Source organism: Gemmatimonadales bacterium (assembly GCA_036279355.1).
Taxonomy (GTDB): domain Bacteria; phylum Gemmatimonadota; class Gemmatimonadetes; order Gemmatimonadales; family GWC2-71-9; genus DASQPE01.
This window is the reverse complement of the sequence record DASUJH010000020.1, coordinates 1-17956: the sequence shown is the minus strand read 5'-3', so window position 1 is coordinate 17956 and position 17956 is coordinate 1. Positions and strand designations below refer to the sequence as shown.

Annotated in this window: 18 protein-coding genes and 1 tRNA gene; 14 read left to right on the top strand and 5 right to left on the bottom strand. The window is 70.7% G+C overall.

Features of this window, described 5'->3' with window-relative positions; genetic code table 11:
* The first annotated feature begins 16 nt into the window (after window positions 1-16).
* From rplU to VFW66_04405, 3 genes are all read left to right on the top strand, one after another.
* Entirely contained in the window at window positions 17-331 is a 315-nt protein-coding gene (rplU, locus tag VFW66_04415) for a 50S ribosomal protein L21 (GenBank protein HEX5385923.1), read from the top strand.
* Window positions 332-338: 7 nt separating this feature from the next.
* The gene (rpmA, locus tag VFW66_04410; GenBank protein ID HEX5385922.1) at window positions 339-611 is read left to right on the top strand and encodes a 50S ribosomal protein L27; all 273 of its coding nucleotides are present in this window, start codon (window positions 339-341) and stop codon (window positions 609-611) included.
* Window positions 612-716: 105 nt separating this feature from the next.
* Window positions 717-1079: a hypothetical protein gene (locus VFW66_04405; GenBank protein HEX5385921.1), complete on the top strand. Its 363-nt coding sequence runs from the start codon at window positions 717-719 to the stop codon at window positions 1077-1079.
* On the opposite strand, the gene VFW66_04400 is transcribed toward VFW66_04405, so the two are convergent.
* Entirely contained in the window at window positions 1076-1765 is a 690-nt protein-coding gene (locus tag VFW66_04400) for a glycerophosphodiester phosphodiesterase (GenBank protein HEX5385920.1), read from the bottom strand. The two genes, VFW66_04405 and VFW66_04400, sit on opposite strands and share 4 nt — an antisense overlap.
* A 207-nt stretch (window positions 1766-1972) precedes the next feature.
* Here VFW66_04400 and VFW66_04395 point away from each other — a divergent pair, with 207 nt between their 5' ends.
* Genes VFW66_04395 through VFW66_04385 form a run of 3 tightly spaced genes read left to right on the top strand, consistent with a single transcriptional unit; the run spans window position 1973 to window position 3647 of the window.
* The gene (locus VFW66_04395; protein ID HEX5385919.1) at window positions 1973-2551 is read left to right on the top strand and encodes an RNA polymerase sigma factor; all 579 of its coding nucleotides are present in this window, start codon (window positions 1973-1975) and stop codon (window positions 2549-2551) included.
* Complete coding sequence (locus tag VFW66_04390; GenBank protein ID HEX5385918.1) at window positions 2548-3096, top strand: hypothetical protein; 549 nt, start codon at window positions 2548-2550, stop codon at window positions 3094-3096. The genes VFW66_04395 and VFW66_04390 overlap by 4 nt, the downstream gene beginning before the upstream one ends.
* Window positions 3096-3647, top strand: coding sequence for a Spy/CpxP family protein refolding chaperone (locus tag VFW66_04385; protein HEX5385917.1), 552 nt, complete (start codon window positions 3096-3098; stop codon window positions 3645-3647). Before VFW66_04390 ends, VFW66_04385 begins: the two co-directional genes overlap by 1 nt.
* Here VFW66_04385 and VFW66_04380 read toward each other — a convergent pair.
* From VFW66_04380 to VFW66_04370, 3 genes are all read right to left on the bottom strand, one after another.
* Window positions 3635-5728, bottom strand: a complete 2094-nt coding sequence (locus VFW66_04380) for a TonB-dependent receptor (protein ID HEX5385916.1) — start codon at window positions 5726-5728, stop codon at window positions 3635-3637. The genes VFW66_04385 and VFW66_04380 overlap by 13 nt on opposite strands.
* A gap of 66 nt (window positions 5729-5794) precedes the next feature.
* Complete coding sequence (locus VFW66_04375) at window positions 5795-6133, bottom strand: hypothetical protein (GenBank protein HEX5385915.1); 339 nt, start codon at window positions 6131-6133, stop codon at window positions 5795-5797.
* Window positions 6134-6141: 8 nt separating this feature from the next.
* The gene (locus VFW66_04370; GenBank protein HEX5385914.1) at window positions 6142-6723 is read right to left on the bottom strand and encodes an inorganic diphosphatase; all 582 of its coding nucleotides are present in this window, start codon (window positions 6721-6723) and stop codon (window positions 6142-6144) included.
* 116 nt (window positions 6724-6839) lie between these two features.
* Here VFW66_04370 and VFW66_04365 point away from each other — a divergent pair.
* Window positions 6840-6922, top strand: a tRNA-Leu gene (locus tag VFW66_04365).
* On the opposite strand, the gene VFW66_04360 is transcribed toward VFW66_04365, so the two are convergent.
* Window positions 6923-8014, bottom strand: a complete 1092-nt coding sequence (locus tag VFW66_04360; GenBank protein ID HEX5385913.1) for a rod shape-determining protein — start codon at window positions 8012-8014, stop codon at window positions 6923-6925. It lies immediately after the preceding tRNA gene.
* Between the two features lie 320 nt (window positions 8015-8334).
* Here VFW66_04360 and dacB point away from each other — a divergent pair, with 320 nt between their 5' ends.
* The 7 genes from dacB (at window position 8335) to VFW66_04325 (ending at window position 17785) form a co-directional block, all read left to right on the top strand.
* Window positions 8335-9819, top strand: coding sequence for a D-alanyl-D-alanine carboxypeptidase/D-alanyl-D-alanine-endopeptidase (dacB, locus tag VFW66_04355; GenBank protein ID HEX5385912.1), 1485 nt, complete (start codon window positions 8335-8337; stop codon window positions 9817-9819).
* Window positions 9820-9882: 63 nt separating this feature from the next.
* The gene (locus VFW66_04350) at window positions 9883-10206 is read left to right on the top strand and encodes a hypothetical protein (GenBank protein HEX5385911.1); all 324 of its coding nucleotides are present in this window, start codon (window positions 9883-9885) and stop codon (window positions 10204-10206) included.
* The gene (locus tag VFW66_04345) at window positions 10200-11459 is read left to right on the top strand and encodes a LeuA family protein (protein ID HEX5385910.1); all 1260 of its coding nucleotides are present in this window, start codon (window positions 10200-10202) and stop codon (window positions 11457-11459) included. The genes VFW66_04350 and VFW66_04345 overlap by 7 nt, the downstream gene beginning before the upstream one ends.
* Window positions 11456-13417: an ABC-F family ATP-binding cassette domain-containing protein gene (locus VFW66_04340; protein HEX5385909.1), complete on the top strand. Its 1962-nt coding sequence runs from the start codon at window positions 11456-11458 to the stop codon at window positions 13415-13417. Before VFW66_04345 ends, VFW66_04340 begins: the two co-directional genes overlap by 4 nt.
* A gap of 14 nt (window positions 13418-13431) precedes the next feature.
* Window positions 13432-16719, top strand: a complete 3288-nt coding sequence (locus VFW66_04335) for a glycosyl hydrolase (GenBank protein ID HEX5385908.1) — start codon at window positions 13432-13434, stop codon at window positions 16717-16719.
* Window positions 16716-17102, top strand: a complete 387-nt coding sequence (locus VFW66_04330; GenBank protein HEX5385907.1) for a VOC family protein — start codon at window positions 16716-16718, stop codon at window positions 17100-17102. Before VFW66_04335 ends, VFW66_04330 begins: the two co-directional genes overlap by 4 nt.
* 104 nt (window positions 17103-17206) lie before the next feature.
* Window positions 17207-17785, top strand: a complete 579-nt coding sequence (locus VFW66_04325) for a helix-turn-helix domain-containing protein (protein ID HEX5385906.1) — start codon at window positions 17207-17209, stop codon at window positions 17783-17785.
* Window positions 17786-17956: the final 171 nt, after the last annotated feature.

Genomic DNA, 17956 nt, shown 5'->3' with positions numbered 1-17956 from the left:
CAGGATCGGGATCTTCATGTACGCAATCTTCCGGGCCGCCGGCAAACAGTTTCGCGCGGAGCAGGGCAAGACGCTCAGGCTTCCGCTGCTCGAGGCGGCGCCGGGCGCCAAGCTCACCTTTAGCGACGTGTTACTCTCGTCGGACGGGCAGACCATCCGCGCGGGTCAGCCGCTCGTGCCGGGCGCGTCGGTCGAGGCCGAGGTGGTGGGCGAGGGCAAGGAGCCCAAGATCTACGTATTCAAGTTCAAGCGGCGGAAAGGATACCGCCGGAAGACCGGGCATCGGCAGCGGTACACCGAGGTCCGCATCACGGAGCTCAAGCTCGGCTGAGGAAAGCATGGCACACAAGAAGGGCGTCGGCTCGAGCCGGAACGGGCGCGACAGCAATCCGAAATACCTGGGCGTGAAGCACTACGGCGGCGAGACGGTGCGCGCGGGAAACATCCTCGTCACCCAGCGCGGCACCAGAATCCATCCGGGCAAGAACGTGCGCCGTGCGCGCAACGACACCTTGTTCGCCCTGGTGGACGGCGTGGTGACGTTCGAGTTCAAGGACAAGAACCGCCGCAAGGTGTCGGTGTATCCGGCCGAGTCGCCCACCGAATCCTGAGGTCCGCGGGCCCGGGCCCGAATCATGAGCGGGGTGCGGAGCTGTTTCCGCACCCCGCTGGCGTTTTATTTGAGAGAGGGCCGCCGGCCCAATTGGGAGGTCATTATGACACAATTGATCGATCGGCTCAATCGCGAGCTGGAAACATTCGGCCGCAAGGCACACGCGGCATTCGACGAAGGCAAGCTGCAGCTCGAGCTGTTGCGGCTCCGGCGCCAGCAGGACACGGCGGCGCGCGATCTCGGCCTGCTCACGCACCGCCGCGAGCGCGGCGGCCAGGTGGACGTGCGGCGGGTGGACTCGCTGCTCTTCCGGCTGGACGATTTGGAAGCTCGAATCGGGCAGCTCGAGACGGAGATCGCGGGCCGGCGGCGCGCCCGGCGCGAGCGCGCGACGGCAAGTGAAGTGCCGGAGGCAGACGGCGTCGAGCAGCAGCCTGCGGGCGGTGAAGCCGCCGGGACGATCTAAACCCGGAGCGCGGCCGCGATGCGGTCCGGCCAGTTCCCGCAGATGGCGTCTACCCCGAGCGCCGCGAGCCGGCGGCACTCGTCCCGCCCATCCACCGTCCACCCGATGACCTCGCCCCCGGCCCTGTGGACCGCCTCCACGAGGGCACGGTCAATTAGCGGATATTCCGGCCACAGCGCTCCGGCGTCGGCGGCGCGAAGCGTGGCTGCGGCATCGGCCGGGTAGTCGACCACCAGCAAACCCCGGCGGAGCTCGGGCCGGCGTCGCCCCAGCCGCCGCACGATACGTTGGTCGAAGCTGTGTACCGCATAGCGCGAAGGCGCGGGGCCTGCATCGAGCACGGCGAGCAGCCGCGCATCGAACCTGCCGGGGAGCGCCTTCACCTCCACCCATACTTCGTGGTCGCCGAGGATCTCGAGCGCTTCGGACAGGAGCGGAAGGCGCTCGCCGTTCGGCAATCTGAACTCGCGCGCGGTCGCGGCCGAGAGCGTGGCGATCATTCCAAGATCGAGCAGCAACGGATCGTGATGCACGACGATTTCGCCGTCGGCCGTCGCATGGACGTCGAGCTCGACGCCGTCGGCGCCCAGCTCGATCGCCTGGCGGAACGCGTCTGCGCTATTGGCCCAGGCATGGCCCGACGCGCCGCGGTGGGCGAGAATACGGGGCCGACGAGTGGAGGGCATGGCGCGAAAATAGCCTCGGGCAGTGGTCAGCGCGATCCTGACAGCAGCGAAATCGCTTCATCTGATCCATCGAAGTCATTACCGCGTTGCCGCTTGGCGGCCTGCGCTCACCGGTTGGTGGAGGACGCCCGTGGATCGTCGTACGCTGGACGTCGCCCGACCCCGCTCGCTTAACGCCCCGCAGCCTCCCGCGTCACACCGCGCTGAATGAGTGCCAGACGCGGCGTTGACGCGCCCAAGGCCCGCGGGCCCGAAGCCGATGCGCCGACCGACGCCGACCTCGTCGCGGCCTACCGAACCGGGGACGAGCGCGCGGCCGCCACGCTGGTGCACCGCCATCTCGCCGCCGTCGGGCGCTTCCTCTACAGTACGGGTGCGGGCACGAGCGACATCGAGGATCTCACGCAGGAAACGTTCTTCCGCGCCTTTCGAAGCGTGCACGGGTGGCGGGCCGAGGCATCGTTTCGCAGCTGGCTGTTCACCATCGCGGGCAACTTGCTCAAGGACGACTACCGCAGGCGGAAGGGACGGCAAGTTGTCTCGATCGACGACCGTGACATTCCGGACCACGCCGATCCTGAGGCCGATCTCGCCGCGGCGGAGGCCGAGGAGCGGATGCGGCGAGAGCTGGGTCGCCTGCCGCGCCTCCAGCGAGAGGTGTTTCTCCTCCGGGCGCAGGAGGGCCGCTCGTACGAAGACATTGCGGTTGCGCTCGGAACTACGCCCGGCGCGGCACGGGTACACTACCATCATGCGGTCAAGCGATTGAAGGAGCTGGTGCGATGATGATCACGTGCGAACAGATGTCTGACCGCATGCCCGAGGTGTCGCTCGGACACGGCGCGTGGAGCGACGAGGAAACCGGGCACCTCGCGGCCTGCGGCGCGTGCCGGGACGAATGGGCGCTCGTGACGACCGCCGGCCGCCTGGGCATTGCCGCCCCGGCGGGGATCGACGTGCACCAGCTAACCGAGCGGGTGCTCGGCCGGCTCCGGGCCGAGGCGCTGCAGGACCGGCGGCGGCGGCAGGGGTGGGGCCTCGCGGGGCTCGCCGCGGCGGCGGCGCTGGCACTCGCTATCTGGACCGGTCAGCCCACGCGCCGCGTACCAGCCAGTGCGACTTCGGTCGAGGTCGGTGCCCTCGGCATCCCGCTCCCGGAGCTCGACAGCCTGGGGACGGACGACCTGCAGGCGGTGCTGCAGGCGATGAACCAGCCCGCGACCGCTTCCGATGACCCGGCGACTGCGCCGCTCACGGGCGACGACGACGCTGGCCTGGGCGACCTCGACACGACAGGTCTGAGAAGCCTGCTCAACGGATTGGAGGGCTGATGCGCGCGATCTGCTGGTGGTGCGTCGTGCTCCTCGCGGGCGCCGCGGTGCCGGCCCGCGCGCAGGTGCCCACCGGCCCGGATAAGGATCCTTCGCGCGCCGCCGCGCTGCGCCAGCAAATCGAAGATCGTTTTGCCGAGCGGGTGAAGGAGCAGCTCGGGCTCAGCGATGAGCAGGCCGCGCAGCTCCGAGTGACCGCGAACACCTACGGCGATCGCCGCCGCGAGCTCCAGCGCCGGGAGCGGGACCTGCGCCAGGCGCTCGCCGGGCAACTTCGGCCCGGCGTTGCCGCCAATCAGGACAGCGTCTCCCGGCTTACCGACGGCCTGGTCAACATCAAGTCGGCGTACGCGCAGACCTTTCGCGATGAAAACCGCGACATGGCCCGCTATCTGACACCGGTCCAGCGCTCCCGGCTCTTCGTCATGCGGGAGCGGCTCCAGCGCCGGGTGCAGCAGATCCGCGAGCGGCGCCGGGAAGAGCAGGGCCTCCCACCGGCCCGCGGCCGCGGGCGAAGGCCCGGGCCACGATTCCGCTATCAGAATCGATAGCGCACTCCGCCGTACACCGATCGCGGCTGGCCCGGCGCGATAAACTCGCCGGCACGGATCTCGGCGTAGGCGTGGTCCATCACGTTGCGCACGCCCAACTGCAGCACCGCATCTCCCACGCGATATTCGCCGCCGACATGCAGCAAGGCATAGGCGGGGAGTGTCACGCCCGGTTGGTCGAATGGCGTGTACGGACCCACGGCGTTGGTGCTCACCTGCGCGAGCCATGCCGCGCCCGGGGGTGACAGCTCGACCGCGGCCGAGCCCACGTACTTCGCCGTGTTGAACACCGGCGTCCCGGAGAGATCATCGCCATCCTCGGTGATGAAGTCGCGGTAGGTCGCGTCGGTAAAGGTCCAGTCTCCATGGGCCCGCAGCGCCGGGGTGAGGTGCGCGTCCGCCGTCAGCTCGACCCCCTGGCGGCGGCTCGCGCCACCGCTCGTGGTGGTGAGGGTGATCGGATCGAACGTCTGCTCGTTGCTCACGTCGGCCCGGAAGAGCGCGGCGCTCGCGGTCACCCGATGGAGATCGAGCTTCACACCCGCCTCGTACGCCCAACTCGTGATGAACGGCATCGACGGATCGGTGATGACGCCGTCGGCGGCGCGGAAGCCGCGCGACACGTTTACGTACACCGCGCCGAGCCGGGGGATGTGGTAGAGGGCGCCGAGCTTGGGGCTCACGACCGCGCGCGTGTCGGCCGCGGGGGGCTGCGTTTCGTCGGCGCCACCCGGCGCTGCGTCGGGCACCGGGGTGGGTGACGAGCGAGTGCCCAGGACGTCGACCCGGCTGCCGAGGTTCAGGCGGAAGTGATGGGTGAGATCGGCGCTCGACGCGAGGAACAGCGCGCCCGACGCCTGCCGCGCGCCGACGAGTGTGCGGGGCTCCTGGCGCACGCGCGCCTGCGTGAGCCAGTTCTCGTAATCGGCATGGTCCCACCGCCCTTCCGTGCCGACGGTCACCTCGGCGCGCGAGCCGCTCCAGGTGAGCGCACTCGTGGCGCCGAAGCCGTAGCGGGTGTCCTCCTCCTCCGACTGGCTGCCCGAGCCTTCGCCCTCGCCGGGTTCGGGGGGGATGTTGAGAAAGAGCTGCCAGCGGCCCTGGGTGGCGTAGACCGTCGAGCGCCACAGCAGCGAAGGGCCGGCAATGTAGCGGAGGCTTACCCGCTCCTGCGCGCGCCGCTTGAAGCCGCCGTCGGTCGGGTCCACCACCACGTCATAGTCGCGCGCGGCGAATTGGGCCGTCGTGAGATAGCCGGGCGAATCCCACCCGGCTCCATAGAGGCCGATGCCGGCGTCGATCGTCGCGCGATCGGAGAGCTGGTGCACTGCGCGGGCGTGGAGCTGTCCCAGATCGTAGCCGCTGTGCGGCCGCCATCCGCCTTCGCGCAGCCCGCGAACGCCCAACACGGCGCCGGTCGTCGGCTGGTCGACGCCGGTCAGAAAGCTGCCCTCGAGCCGTCCATACGCGCCGCCCGAAAGCTCGGCACGGCTCCCCTGCATCCGCTCGAGCGTGCGCACGTTGACGACCCCGGCGAGCGCAAAGTTGCCGAAGCGCGGGTTCACCGGACCGTCGATCACCTCGACATCGTGGATGGCCTCGGGAAAGAGCAGGCTCCAGTCGTTGTAGCCCTCGGCGTGGCCGTTCACCGGCTCGTTCACCGGCACGCCGTCGACCCAGAGTGCCAGGTCGGTCGAGTGGTCGGAGCTGAAGCCGCGGAGCGATGCGGTGGGCGCGAAGCCCGGCCCCTGACCCTGCTCGTGCACCTCGACGCCGGCCGTCTGGCGCAACAGGTCCCACGGGTTCGTGGCGGGGGCGCGCTCGATTTCGCCGGCGGACACGGTCGTGCTCGAGGCGGGCGACTGGCGCCGCATCGGCGTCGCGGTGACGGTCACCTCTTTGAGCGTGGTGACCGGCCGGACGAGCGTATCCGATCGCTGGCGCAGCGTGTCGGGCTGCTGCCGGGCGGTGTCGGGGTGCGCTGGCTGCTGTGCGCGCGCGGCTGCCGGTGCGGCGAGAGCGTTTGCCCACCAGAGCAAAAGCGCGACGGCAACGCGTCGCGCGACGAAAACATGTCGCATGAAGGCTCCGCAAATCTCGGGTCGTGATAAGCCGGCGGTGGGAATGGCACCGCCGGGGCGACCGGATCAGGCGCGGAGCGTGGGCGGACCGATGGGGAAGGGGAGGCGATGATCGCGCGGTGCCCGGAGCGGCGCGGCGGCCGGCGCGATCGGCGCCGGCGGCGATGCGGGCGTGTAGGCCGCGACCGGCGCCGCGGCCGCATCCGGAAGCGAGCAGACGGCGCAGGCGGCGATGCAGAGATCGCAGCAGTCGCCGGGGTGCTGACCCGAGTGGTGTCCCTGGTGGTGCCCGTGTTCGGCGTGGTGCAGCGGGGCGGCGTCGGCCAGGAGCGGCATCGCCGCGCCCACACCGGGAAACGTCGCGAGGAGGGCGAGCGCCAGCAGGCGGCGCAGCGGGCGGGCCATGCGCATCGTCAGGCGGCGCCGAACCTGGCCGCGTACGCCTGCATGGCGCGCACGATGGCCGCGCGCGCGGCGGCCGCATCCTCGAAGCCGCGGGTGACCGTTCGGGTGCCCTCGAGGTCCTTGTACACCCGGAAGAAGTGCTCGACCTCGCGCAGGTAGTGCGGCGGAACGTCGGCGAGATCGTTGATGCCTTCGGAGTAGGGATCGCCGAGCGGAACGGCAAGCACTTTTTCGTCGGCGATGCCGCGGTCCACCAGGTGGAAGAGCCCGACCGGGCGCGCCTCGACCAGGCAGCCGGTGAAGACCGGGATGGTCATGAGGACGAGGATGTCGAGCGGGTCGCCGTCATCGGCGAGGGTGCGTGGGAGGAAGCCGTAGTCGCCGGGATACTGGACCGCGCTGAAGAGCACGCGGTCGAGGCGGAAGACGCCCAGCTCCTTGTCCAGCTCGTACTTGTTGCGCTCGTTGGTGGGGATCTCGATCACGGCCGTCACCTGCTCGGGCGGCGCTCTGCCCGTGGGGATGTCGTGCCACGGGTGGAAGTGGCGCGCGGGCGCGGGGCGGGCGGCGGGTGCGGACGGCGCGGGCATAGGCGCAGAATAGTATCGGCGAACGGGCGTGGAACAAGGTTCGACGCGAGGCAGCGCGTTCGCGGCGTGTCCGCGCGCTTGCGTGGCGCCGAGCGCCCCGCGAGGTTACCCGCCGGGCCCGAGTGGCGGAATGGCAGACGCAGTGGACTCAAAATCCACCGGGGGCAACCCCGTGCGAGTTCGACTCTCGCCTCGGGCACTACGCCGCCAGCACGTCCGCCCACCTCCCAGGCTCGCCCAGAATCATCCCGGTTCCGCGCACCACCGAGGTGAGCGGATCGAGATCCACCCGCACCGGCAGCCCGGTCTCGTACGTGAGGAGCGCGTCGAGCCCGCGGATCATCGCACCGCCGCCCGTCAGCACGATCCCCCGGTCCACCAGGTCCCGCGAGAGCTCCGGCGGCGTTGCCTCGAGCACCCGACGCACCGCGTTCACGATTCGCTGCACCGGCTCGTGCATCGCGTCGCGCACGCCGACCGACTCCACGGTCACGGTGCGCGGGAGTCCCGAGATCAGATCGCGGCCGCGCACCGGCAGCGTCTGCTCGACCTCGAACGGCGCCGCCGAGCCGAGCGCGAGCTTCACCCGCTCGGCGGTCGCGTCGCCCACCAGCAGGTTGTAGTGCTTCCGCAGGAACTGGACGATCGCCTGGTCCATCGCATCACCGCCGGTACGGATCGACGCATCGCACACGACGCTCCCGAGCGAGAGCACGGCGACGTCGGTCGTGCCGCCGCCCACGTCCACCACGAGGCTCCCTGACGGCTCGTTCACGGGCAGGCCCGCGCCGATCGCGGCGGCCACCGGCTCGTCCACCGTGCGGAGCCGCTTGGCGCCGGCGCTCCGAGCCGCGTCGCGGACGGCGCGGCGCTCGACATCGGTGATGCAAGAGGGGACGCAGACCAGCACGCTTGGCTTCATCCGAATGAGATGTCGGTCGAGCACCCGCCGAAGGAACGTGCGAAGCAGTTGCTCCGCCACGCTGAAGTCGGCGATCACGCCGTCCTTGAGCGGGCGGATGACCCGCACGCCCGCGGGCGCGCGGCCGATCATCCGCTTGGCGTCGAGGCCGGCGCCGAGCACCTCGCCGCCGGGGCCGACGGCGGCGACGGTGGGCTCGTCGAGCACCAGCCCCTCGCCCTGAACCACGACGAGCGTATTCGCGGTGCCCAGATCGACGGCGAGATCGGTGGCGGGGCGCCAGATGCGGCGGAGGAATGCGGGCGCGGCGAGCGGACGAGAAGGCGCGGCGAGGGCCGCGGCCGGATGGGGATGAAGCACTGCGGTCATGACGTACGTCCTTCGGGGCTGGCGGCGCGGCGGCCGAGTCTTTCGATAGAGAGCAACGCAGGCGGGCGACGAGCGCGGAGCCGTGCAGATGTCCCTGGGGCTCGCGATTCACGCGAGGGTTGACGATGCGCATTCGAGCTCACGCAGACGGAGGCGGCGCGGCGCCGAACACGCGGGGCATGCGATACCAAGTTCCATGCCATGCAAGGTTTCGCAGCGATCACTGGCCCGGGGCTTGCTGATTTCGGGGTCGATCGCGTACCGTCATGCCGGTCGAGGCGCCGGCGTTCCGGTCTGCCAGTACCGTCTTCAACTCATCCATGCGACGCACGATCGCGATTTTCTCCCTTTGTTGGGGAGCAGCCCTCTTTCTGTGCCCACGCCCGGGCGCCGCACAGGCGATTCCGGCGGCCCTCGCGCGCGATCTGGACCAGTGGTACGGTCACGCGACGCAGGCAGCACCGGGGCAGTGGGGCGTCGCGATCGCCAACGCGGCGGGCGAGGTGCTCTGGTCCGCCAATCCGGACGAGCCGCTCCTGCCGGCCTCGACGGCCAAGATCTTCACGACCGGGTTCGCCCGGAGCATCGTGGGCCCCGACGCGACGCTGCCGACACGGGTGGTCGGGCTCGGGCACGTCGATTCCGCCGGGACGTGGCAGGGAGCCTGGACCCTCGAGCTGAACGGCGACCCGACGTTCGAGCGCACCCTGCGGTCCGGCCGAATGCTCCGCCAGCTCACGGCTCAGCTCCACGCCCTCGGGGTGCGCACGCTTATCGGCGCGCTCACGACCACGAGCGCTAACGGGCGCACGGCGACCGTGATTCCCGCGGCCTGGGACGGCCGCTACCCAGGCGAGCTCTACGCCCCGCCGATCGGCGCCGTGACACTGCACGAGAACACGGTGAGCATCACGGCGCGTCCGGGCCGAAAGCTGGGCGACCCGCCGGAAGTCGTCTTCACGATCCCGGCGGGACTGGAGTCGATGGTGCGCGTCGAGGCGAGCACCGCCGCGGGCAGCGCGCGCCACCTTCACATGGCGGCAACCGGCGACGGTGGGTGGACCATCACGGGCAGCATCGGCCTGTCTGCGCGCCCCCAGGGCTTCAGTGCGGTGGCGGAAGACCCGGAGCAGGTGCTGGAATGCGCATGGGGCGCGGCGCTCGAGCGGGCCGGCATCGCCTGGGACCGCGGTCGCGTCACCCCGCGTACGAGTCCGGACGACGCGCCCGCCGTGCTGGCCGAGGTGTCGTCCCCTCCATTCGACTCGATTGCGAGCGAAGTAAACCGGCGGAGCCTCAACGTCGGCGCCGAGCTGCTGTTGCGCTGGGCGGCTGGTGCGGGCCACGGGCCAGAGCGGCTCACGCGACACGTGCGCCAGGTCGTTGGCCCGGCGGCGGTCGTGGAGCTGCACGACGGGAGCGGTCTCTCACCCGATGACCGGGTGGCCGCACGCACGGAGGCGCTTTACCTCGCGCAGCTGCCGAGACGGCCCGGAGCCGAGGAGTTCCCACTGCTGCTGCCGGCCAACGGCATGGGCACGCTGCGCCGGCTCGGGCGCGGGGTACTGGCGCCGGGCGTCGTGCGCGCCAAGACGGGCACGCTGGACAGCGTTTCCGCGCTTGCCGGCTACCTCGGCCGCCGCGACGGCGTGCTGGTGATCAGCGCACTCTATAACGGCGCCCGCGCGCGCACCGCCAAGCGGGCGCAGTGGGCGCTCTTCCGCCTGCTCGGCGCCGGCGGCGTCGATCTCGCGACGGCGGGCAGCGAGACCCAGCTCGGCGGCGACGAGGCCGGATCGCCCTAGGCGCTTGTGCCGGAGGGCGAATAGGCGCAGTATGGGTGCACCGATTTTCCGGTGCGCCGACCGATGTCCAATCCCGAGCGCCGCTCGCGCGAGCGGTTCCCGTACACCTCCGAAAGCTGCCCGTTGCTCGTCATCGACGAGCGGGCCTACGAGATCATCGACCTGGGCGAACGCGGGCTGCGCGCCCGCTGCGGCGATCCCGAGCGTTGGCTGCTCGGCTCGATCGTCGAGGGCACCGTGTGGCTCCAGCGTGATTCCAAGGTGCGCGTCGAGGGCATCGTGGTGCGCGCCGGCGCCGGCGAGCTGGTGCTGCGCCTGAGCCGCGAGGGGATTCCTGCCCGCGCGCTCCTCGGTGAGCTGCGCTACGCTCAGCGCCCCGAATCCTGAACCCCGAGAGCCTGATCCACGATTGGAACGGCGAGCGACCGCCGTCGCCCGCGGCTGTCCGGTGCCCCGCGCTCAACGACGAAACCCTCCGCGACGGTCTCCAGAGCCCCTCGGCAATCGATCCCGGCCCGGACCTGAAGCTCCGTCTGCTGCACTTGATGGCTGAGCTCGGCATCGGCGCGGTTACGCTGGGATATCCGGCGGCGGGGCCGCGGATGCTCGCGCAGACTCGGCTGCTCGCGTCGGAAATCGCGCGGGCGCGCTTGCCGCTCGCGGGCAACTGCGCGGCTCGCACGCTCGAGGCGGACCTGGCGCCGATCGCGGCGGTGCAGGCCGAGACCGGCGTGGCGCTCGAGGCGGCGGCGTTCATCGGCACTTCGGGCGTGCGCATGGCGGCGGAGGGGTGGACGCTCGGCGGGATGGTCGGCGCGCTCGAGCGGGCGGTGCGGTTCGCGGTGGGCCAGGGGCTCGCGGTCATGTTCGTGGCGGAGGACGCGAGTCGCGCGGCACCCGCCACGCTCCGCACCCTCGGGCGTGCGGCCGTCCAGTGCGGCGCGCGGCGCATCTGCCTCGCGGACACCGCGGGCTCCGCCACGCCGGAGGGTGTCCGGCGGCTGGTGCAATTCGTCCGGGAAGAGGTCGTGGCGCCCTCGCCTGAGCCGGTAGGCATCGACTGGCATGGGCACCGCGATCGCGGACTCGCGCTGGCAAACTGCCTCGCGGCGATCGACGCCGGTGCGGACCGGGTGCACGCCACCGCGCTCGGCACCGGTGAGCGCGCGGGCAACGCGGAGATGGAGTTGCTGCTCGCCAATCTCGGGCTTCGCGGTTGCACATACGGTGACCTCACCCGGCTTCCCGAATACTGTATCACTGCCGCGCGTGCGATGGGGGTCGCGATCCCGGCCAACCACCCGGTGGTGGGCGGCGATGCATTCCGTACGGCGAGCGGCGTGCACGCGGCGGCCGTGCTCAAGGCGCTCGGGCGGGGGGACGATGCGCTGGCCGACGCGCTCTACTCGAGCTTGCCGGCCCGCGAGTTCGGGCTCGCGCAGCGGATCGCGATCTCGCCGATGTCGGGCAAATCGAACGTGCGGCACTGGCTCGCCATGCACGGCTACGACGCGGGGGACTCGGCGCTCATCGCGGCGCTGCTCGCGGCGGCCAAGGCCGCGGATCATGCGCTGGCGGACGCGGAGTGCGAGGCCGCGGTGCAGCGCGTGCTCGGGGCGCGCGACGCAGCGCCCGCATGACCGTCCTCTCCTTCGCCGATATCACCATCGCCTTTGCCGGCGTGCCGCTCGTGCGCGAGGTCACGTTTACCGTGGCGCGCGGGGACCGCTGGGGCGTGGTAGGCCGGAACGGAACGGGCAAGACGACGCTGTTCCGCCTCATCGAGGGCGAGCTTGCGCCCACGCGCGGGGTGGTGTCGCGGGCGGCGGCGCTCAGGGTGGGGCTGCTAGACCAGCACCGGGAATTCACCGAATTCGCGTCGCCGTGGGAGGTGGCTGCGGCGCCGGTCGCGGGCCTGCTTGCGCGGGAGCGCGAGCTGGCCGAGCTGGCGGACCGGATCGCCGCGCTCGGCGAGCGCTGCCCTCCGGAGCTGCTCGAGCGGTACGGCCACCAGCTGGAACGCTTCCAGCGCGAGGACGGCTACCGCGTGGCCGCGCGCGTCGATGCGGTGCTGCACGGGCTCGGGTTCGATCCAGCGGAGGCGCGCACGCGCGGCATCGCCGGGTTGAGCGGCGGCGAGCGGGGGCGGCTCGGCCTTGCGGCCCAGCTCGTCGCCGCGCCGGATCTGCTCCTGCTCGACGAGCCGACCAACCACCTCGATCTCGAGACCACCGCGTGGCTCGAGCAGTACCTCCTCGGCTTCGGGGGCACCAGCCTCGTGGTGAGCCACGACCGCGCCTTCCTCGAGCGCGTGGTCGATCACGTGCTGCACGTCGAGGGCGGGACAGCGACACCATACGCGGCCGGCTGGTCCGGCTTCATGCACCAACACGGCGAGCGCCGCCTCGCCGAGCAGCGGACGTTCGAGCAGCAGCGGCTCGCGATCGCGGCGGAGGAGGAGTACATCCGCCGCAACATCGCGGGGCAGAACAGCCGGCAGGCAAAGGGACGGCGCCGGCGGCTCGCGCGGGTCGAGCGGCTGAGCGCGCCGCCGGGCGACGAGGGCGCGATGGCGCTCCGGCTTTCGACGCCCGGCCGCGGCGGAGATCAGGTGCTCGTGGCCGAGCGTCTGCGGCTCGAGGCGGCCGGGCGCACGCTGCTCGAGGATTTCACCGCCACGATACGCCGCGGCGAAGTGGTGGGCCTCATCGGTCCGAACGGCGCCGGCAAGTCGACGCTGCTGCACGCGATCGCGGGCGAGCGACAGCCGGAGGCGGGCATGGTGCGGGTGCCGCCGTCGCTCGCGGTCGCGTACTATCGCCAGGATCTCACCCAGGTGCCGACCGAGCTCACGCTGTACGACGTCATCGCCGGACTGCGCCCCCACTGGGGTCGCGGCGCCGTACAGGACCACCTCGGCCGGTTCGGCTTCTCGGGCGACGAGGTGCTGCGCGTGGCTGGGACGCTCTCGGGCGGCGAGCGTGCGCGGCTCGCGCTGGCGATGCTCATGCTCGAGAGCGCGCACCTGCTTCTGCTCGACGAGCCGACCAATCATCTCGACGTCGAATCGATCGAGGCGCTGGAGGACTCCATCGAGGCGTACGACGGCAGCATCATACTCGTGAGCCACGACCGGGAACTGCTGCGCGCGGTGACGACGCGCGTCTGGCGCCTCGCCGAGGGGCGCATCACCGACTTCGGCGGTGGATTCGCCGAGTGGGAGGAGAGCGGGGCGCCGCGGGGGGAGCGCCGTCATGCTCCGCCCGATCTGGCGGCACGGCGGCGCGTGCGCGACAAGGAGAGCCGCCGCGCGGCCGATGCGGAGCGCCGCGGACGGCGCTCTTCCCTGCGCGCGGGGCGCCGCGAGCTGGCGGAGGCCGAAGCCGCGGCCCACGCGGCGGAAGGGCGCGTGGCCGAGCTGGCTGCGCGGCTTGACGAGCCGGCCGACTACACGGCGCCCGATGCGCGGGAGCGCGCCGGCGCGCTCTCGGCCGAGCTGGCGCGCGCACGGCAGGCGCTCGATGCGGCGCTCGAACGCTGGGCCGCCGCGGGCGCCGCAATGGAAGCGCTCGAGGCCACAGATCCGGCTGAACCTTGATCCGGGAGACATGCATGCGGGGTGACATCGGTCGGGTTGCTCGTACCTCGGCAACGATTGCCGCTGCCGTCGGGCTGCTCGCGACCACGGCGGTGGCGCAGGCGCCGAAGCTCGACCCCCGAGCGTCGAGCGATACCGGCGCGTTCGCGGCGCTCACCTGGCGCGAGATCGGCCCGTACCGGGGCGGCCGCTCGGTGGCCGTGGCCGGATCGGCCGCGCGGCCCAACGAGTACTACATGGGCACGACGGGCGGCGGCGTGTTCAAGACGACCGACGGCGGCCTCAATTGGCATGCGGTGTCCGACGGCTACTTCGGCGGGACGATCGGCGCGGTCGCGGTGAGCGAATCGAAGCCGGACATCGTGTACGTCGGTACCGGCGAGTTCGACATCCGCGGCAACGTCTCCCACGGCGACGGCGTCTACCGCACCGACGACGGAGGCAAGACCTGGCGCTATCTCGGCCTGGCCGAGACGCGGCAGATCTCGCGGGTGCTGGTGCATCCCAAGAATCCGGACGTGGTGTACGTGGCGGCGCTCGGGCACGTGTGGGCGCCGAACTTGGAGCGCGGCATCTACCGCAGCACGGACGGCGGCGTCACCTGGAAGAAGATTCTCTTCCGCAACGACTCGACCGGAGCGATCGATCTCGCCTTCGATCCCTCCGACCCCGCCACGCTCTACGCCGCGTTCTGGCAGGCCGGCCGCATGCCGTGGAAGCTGGTGAGCGGGGGTGCCGGAAGCGGGATTTTCAAATCGACGGACGGCGGCACAACGTGGAAGGAGCTGACGCGGAATCCGGGTCTTCCGCGCGGCATCATCGGCAACATCGGGCTCGCGGTGTCGCCGGCCAAGCCGTCGCGCGTGTGGGCCATCGTCGAGGCGGACTCGGGTGGCGTGTTCGTGTCGGACGACGCGGGCGACCACTGGCGGCGGGTGAACTCCGAGCGCAAGCTGCGCCAGCGCGCCTGGTACTACACCCGCATCACCGCCGACCCGCGCGACACCAATACGGTCTACGTGAACAACGTGCGGATGCAGCGATCGACCGACGGTGGGCGGACGTTCAAGGCCGTGCGCGCGCCGCACGGTGACAGTCACGCGCTGTGGATCGCGCCGGACGACCCGATGCGGATGGTCGAGGGCGACGACGGCGGTGCCACCGTCTCGCGCGACGGCGGGCACGGCTGGACGCCGCAGGCGTACGCGACCGGCCAGTTCTATCACGTCTCGACCACGACGCACTTTCCCTATCGAGTCTGCGGCGCGCAGCAGGACAACACGACACTGTGCGGGCCCAGCCGCTCGGAGGACGGCATCGGCATCGGCGAATGGTACGACGCGGGCGGCGGCGAGTCGGGCTACGTCGTGACCCGGCCCGATGAGCCGGATATCATGTACGCCGGAAGCTACGGCGGGTATCTCACGCGGCGCGACGCACGCACCGGTCTCATGCGCGACGTAAATCCGTGGCCGCGGAATCCGATGGGCCACTCGGCGGCAGACATCCGCTACCGATTCCAATGGACGTACCCGATCCTGGTGTCGCCCGACGATCCGAAGACGCTGTACGCCGGCGCCAACGTGCTCTTCCGCTCGACCGATGAAGGCGAGCATTGGGACGTGATCAGCCCCGATCTCACGCGGCACGATCCCAAGACGCTCGGGCCCTCGGGTGGACCGATCACCAAGGACCAGACGAGCGTGGAGTACTACGGCACGATCTTCACGATCGCGGAGTCGCCCAAGACGCGCGGAGTGCTGTGGACCGGCTCGGACGACGGGCTGGTGTACCTCTCGCGCGATGGCGGCGGGAGCTGGACCAACGTCACGCCGACGGACATGGCGCCATTCACGCGGGTGTCGATGATCGAGGCGTCGCCGCACGCGCCGGGCACCGCGTTCGTGGCGGCCAACCGGTATCAGCTCGACGATCTCCGCGCCTACGGCTGGCGCACCGACGACTATGGCGCCACCTGGCGGCGCATCGACGCCGGTCTCGAGCCGCCCGCGTTCGTGCGCGTGGTGCGGGAGGACCCCGCGCGTGCCGATCTGCTCTACGCGGGCACCGAGCGCGGCGTGATGGTGTCGTTCGACGGCGGCGCGCACTGGCGCTCGCTCCAACGGAACCTGCCGCCGGTGCCGGTGCACGACCTCGCGGTGAAGAGCGGCGATCTCGTCGCGGCGACCCACGGGCGCGGGTTCTGGATTCTCGACGATCTCTCGATGCTCCGCCAATTCACGACGGACTCAGGGGCGGCCGGGAGCGGCGTGGCGCATCTTTATCGCCCGCGCGACGCCTACCGGATTCAGTGGGGCCGCGCGGAACCGGGCAGCGGAGCGAATCCGCCGAGCGGGGCGGTTGTCTGGTACTCGCTGTCCAAGCCGCGGGAGCACGTCACCCTTCAATTCTTCGATTCAGCCGGCGCGCTGGTGCGGCGCTTCACGAGCGATCCCGACAGCCTCACCGCCGCCGACAGCCTCGCGTTCGAATCGCGGGTCGATAGCCTGGAGCGGCTCGGCGTTTCGCGCGCGAGCGGCGAAGAGCTGGCCCGACGGGAGGGCGAGGAGCCGGAGGAAGGTGAGGGCCCGCCCACGGCGCCGCGTCCGCCCCGCGTGGGGAACAAGGCCGGGCTCAATCGATTCGTGTGGGACCTGCGCGCGCCGGATGCGGTGGGCTTCGACAGCCTCGTCTTCTGGGCGGGCACGCTCCGCGGGCCAGTCGTGCCGCCCGGGCGGTACAGCGTGCGCATGAGCGTCGGGGGTGCGCAGTCCACGGATACGTTTGCCGTCCTCAAGGACCCGCGCACCAGCGCGACGCCGGCCGATCTGGCCGAGCAGTACGCGCTCCTTATCAAGATCCGCGACCGGACCTCGGCGGCGAACGAGGCGGTGCGCAACATTCGCCGTGTGCGCGCGGCGCTCGAAGACCGGGAGCACAGGGCGCCCACGGGCAGTGCCGCCGGGCTCGCACGCGTGGCGCGGCCGTTCGTCGCCCGGCTCGACACCATCGAAGCCGCGCTTTACCAAGTGAAGAACCGAAGCTCGCAGGATCCGCTCAACTATCCGATCCGGCTCAACAACGAGATCGCCGCACTGGCCGGGGTGGTTGCGAGCACGGAGGCGAAACCGACGGCGCAGTCGTACGCGGTCTTCGAGAAGCTCTCGGCCGAGCTGGATGGTTGGCTCGCGCGATTCACCGCTGAGCTGAATCGCGGCGTTCCGGCCGTCAACGCGGAGCTTGGCCGCCTCAAGCTGGAGCCAATTGAGATGCCCGACCACCCCTCCTCGGAGCTCCTATGAAGCGAGTCACCGGCATTGGCGGCATCTTCTTCAAAGCCAAAGACGCTCCGGCACTCCAGGCTTGGTACAAGCGGCACCTCGGAATCGATGTCCAATCTTGGGGCGGCGCGGCCTTTACCTGGACCGATGGGGAAGGCAAGCCGGTTGCCGGAACAACCGCCTGGTCCATTGCTTCGGCGCAAAGCGACCAGTTTGCGCCCAGCACTGCACCGTTCATGGTCAATTACCGGGTTGACGATCTCCACGCCCTCGTCAAAGTCTTACGCGAAGAGGGTTGCAACGTGCTCGAGAAGATCGACGATTCCGAGTACGGCAAGTTTGCCTGGGTCATCGATCCGGAGGGAAACAAGGTAGAACTCTGGCAACCGCCTGCCGGCCAATGATCGGGGGAATCGGCGCCGACGGGCACCCGCGGGCGAACAAGCGTTACCGAGCGGAGGACAGCCCCGAGGTTGACAGCGCCTGATGCAAGTGGATACTTGCTTGCATGGCAGACACCCATGACCGACTGCTCGAGGTCACCGCCCGCATTTTCGCGGAGGCGGGGTACCACGGCACCACCACCCGCCGCATCGCGCAGGAGGCCGAGGTCAACGAGGTCACGCTCTTTCGGCACTTCGGCACCAAGGAGGCGCTCATCCGCGAGGCGCTCTCCTCGGCCAACCTGCGGAGCCGGCCGATGCTCGATTCGGCGGCGCCTGACCCGAGCGGAGAGCTCGAGCGTTGGGCGCTCGCCGCCTTCCACCGCTTCTACCAGCATCGAAACCTCATCCGCCGCCTGATGGGCGATTCGGTCGAGCGCCCCGAGATCGCGCCGACCTTCTGCCAGGACGCCAACGAGGAATACCGGCAGCTCGCGCGGTTTCTCGAGACGCTCAAGTCGCAGGGCGAGGTGCGCGCAGATCTCGATGTCCTTCCAGCGTCCGGGATGCTGGTGGGCGCGCTGCTCTCGAACGCGCTCTGGCGCGATCTCTTTCCCGATGTCGAGCCGGCAGAGGACACGGTCCGCGGATATGTGAGCGTGCTGCGCCGCGCGGCCGGTCTCGAACGCAAGGCAAAGCGATGAGGGACCGCGCTCGATGTGAGCGGCCGCACGTCCTGGGCGCGGGGCGCGGTGGCACCTTGGCCGGCATCATGGGGTTTCGGAAGCTTGCGTGCGCGCTCGCGCTCGCCGCGGGTGTGGGCCCGATGGCCGCGCGCGCGGCGGCGCAGACGCCCGCGCAGAATCACGCCGGCG

What these genes read in the sequence shown, in the direction of transcription:
- rplU (HEX5385923.1), top strand. Translation starts at nt 17, where the DNA reads ATGTACGCAATCTTCCGGGCCGCCGGCAAACAGTTTCGCGCGGAGCAG.
- rpmA (HEX5385922.1), top strand. Translation starts at nt 339, where the DNA reads ATGGCACACAAGAAGGGCGTCGGCTCGAGCCGGAACGGGCGCGACAGC.
- VFW66_04405 (HEX5385921.1), top strand. Translation starts at nt 717, where the DNA reads ATGACACAATTGATCGATCGGCTCAATCGCGAGCTGGAAACATTCGGC.
- VFW66_04400 (HEX5385920.1), bottom strand. Translation starts at nt 1,765, where the DNA reads ATGCCCTCCACTCGTCGGCCCCGTATTCTCGCCCACCGCGGCGCGTCG.
- VFW66_04395 (HEX5385919.1), top strand. Translation starts at nt 1,973, where the DNA reads ATGAGTGCCAGACGCGGCGTTGACGCGCCCAAGGCCCGCGGGCCCGAA.
- VFW66_04390 (HEX5385918.1), top strand. Translation starts at nt 2,548, where the DNA reads ATGATGATCACGTGCGAACAGATGTCTGACCGCATGCCCGAGGTGTCG.
- VFW66_04385 (HEX5385917.1), top strand. Translation starts at nt 3,096, where the DNA reads ATGCGCGCGATCTGCTGGTGGTGCGTCGTGCTCCTCGCGGGCGCCGCG.
- VFW66_04380 (HEX5385916.1), bottom strand. Translation starts at nt 5,728, where the DNA reads ATGCGACATGTTTTCGTCGCGCGACGCGTTGCCGTCGCGCTTTTGCTC.
- VFW66_04375 (HEX5385915.1), bottom strand. Translation starts at nt 6,133, where the DNA reads ATGGCCCGCCCGCTGCGCCGCCTGCTGGCGCTCGCCCTCCTCGCGACG.
- VFW66_04370 (HEX5385914.1), bottom strand. Translation starts at nt 6,723, where the DNA reads ATGCCCGCGCCGTCCGCACCCGCCGCCCGCCCCGCGCCCGCGCGCCAC.
- VFW66_04360 (HEX5385913.1), bottom strand. Translation starts at nt 8,014, where the DNA reads ATGACCGCAGTGCTTCATCCCCATCCGGCCGCGGCCCTCGCCGCGCCT.
- dacB (HEX5385912.1), top strand. Translation starts at nt 8,335, where the DNA reads ATGCGACGCACGATCGCGATTTTCTCCCTTTGTTGGGGAGCAGCCCTC.
- VFW66_04350 (HEX5385911.1), top strand. Translation starts at nt 9,883, where the DNA reads ATGTCCAATCCCGAGCGCCGCTCGCGCGAGCGGTTCCCGTACACCTCC.
- VFW66_04340 (HEX5385909.1), top strand. Translation starts at nt 11,456, where the DNA reads ATGACCGTCCTCTCCTTCGCCGATATCACCATCGCCTTTGCCGGCGTG.
- VFW66_04335 (HEX5385908.1), top strand. Translation starts at nt 13,432, where the DNA reads ATGCGGGGTGACATCGGTCGGGTTGCTCGTACCTCGGCAACGATTGCC.
- VFW66_04330 (HEX5385907.1), top strand. Translation starts at nt 16,716, where the DNA reads ATGAAGCGAGTCACCGGCATTGGCGGCATCTTCTTCAAAGCCAAAGAC.
- VFW66_04325 (HEX5385906.1), top strand. Translation starts at nt 17,207, where the DNA reads ATGGCAGACACCCATGACCGACTGCTCGAGGTCACCGCCCGCATTTTC.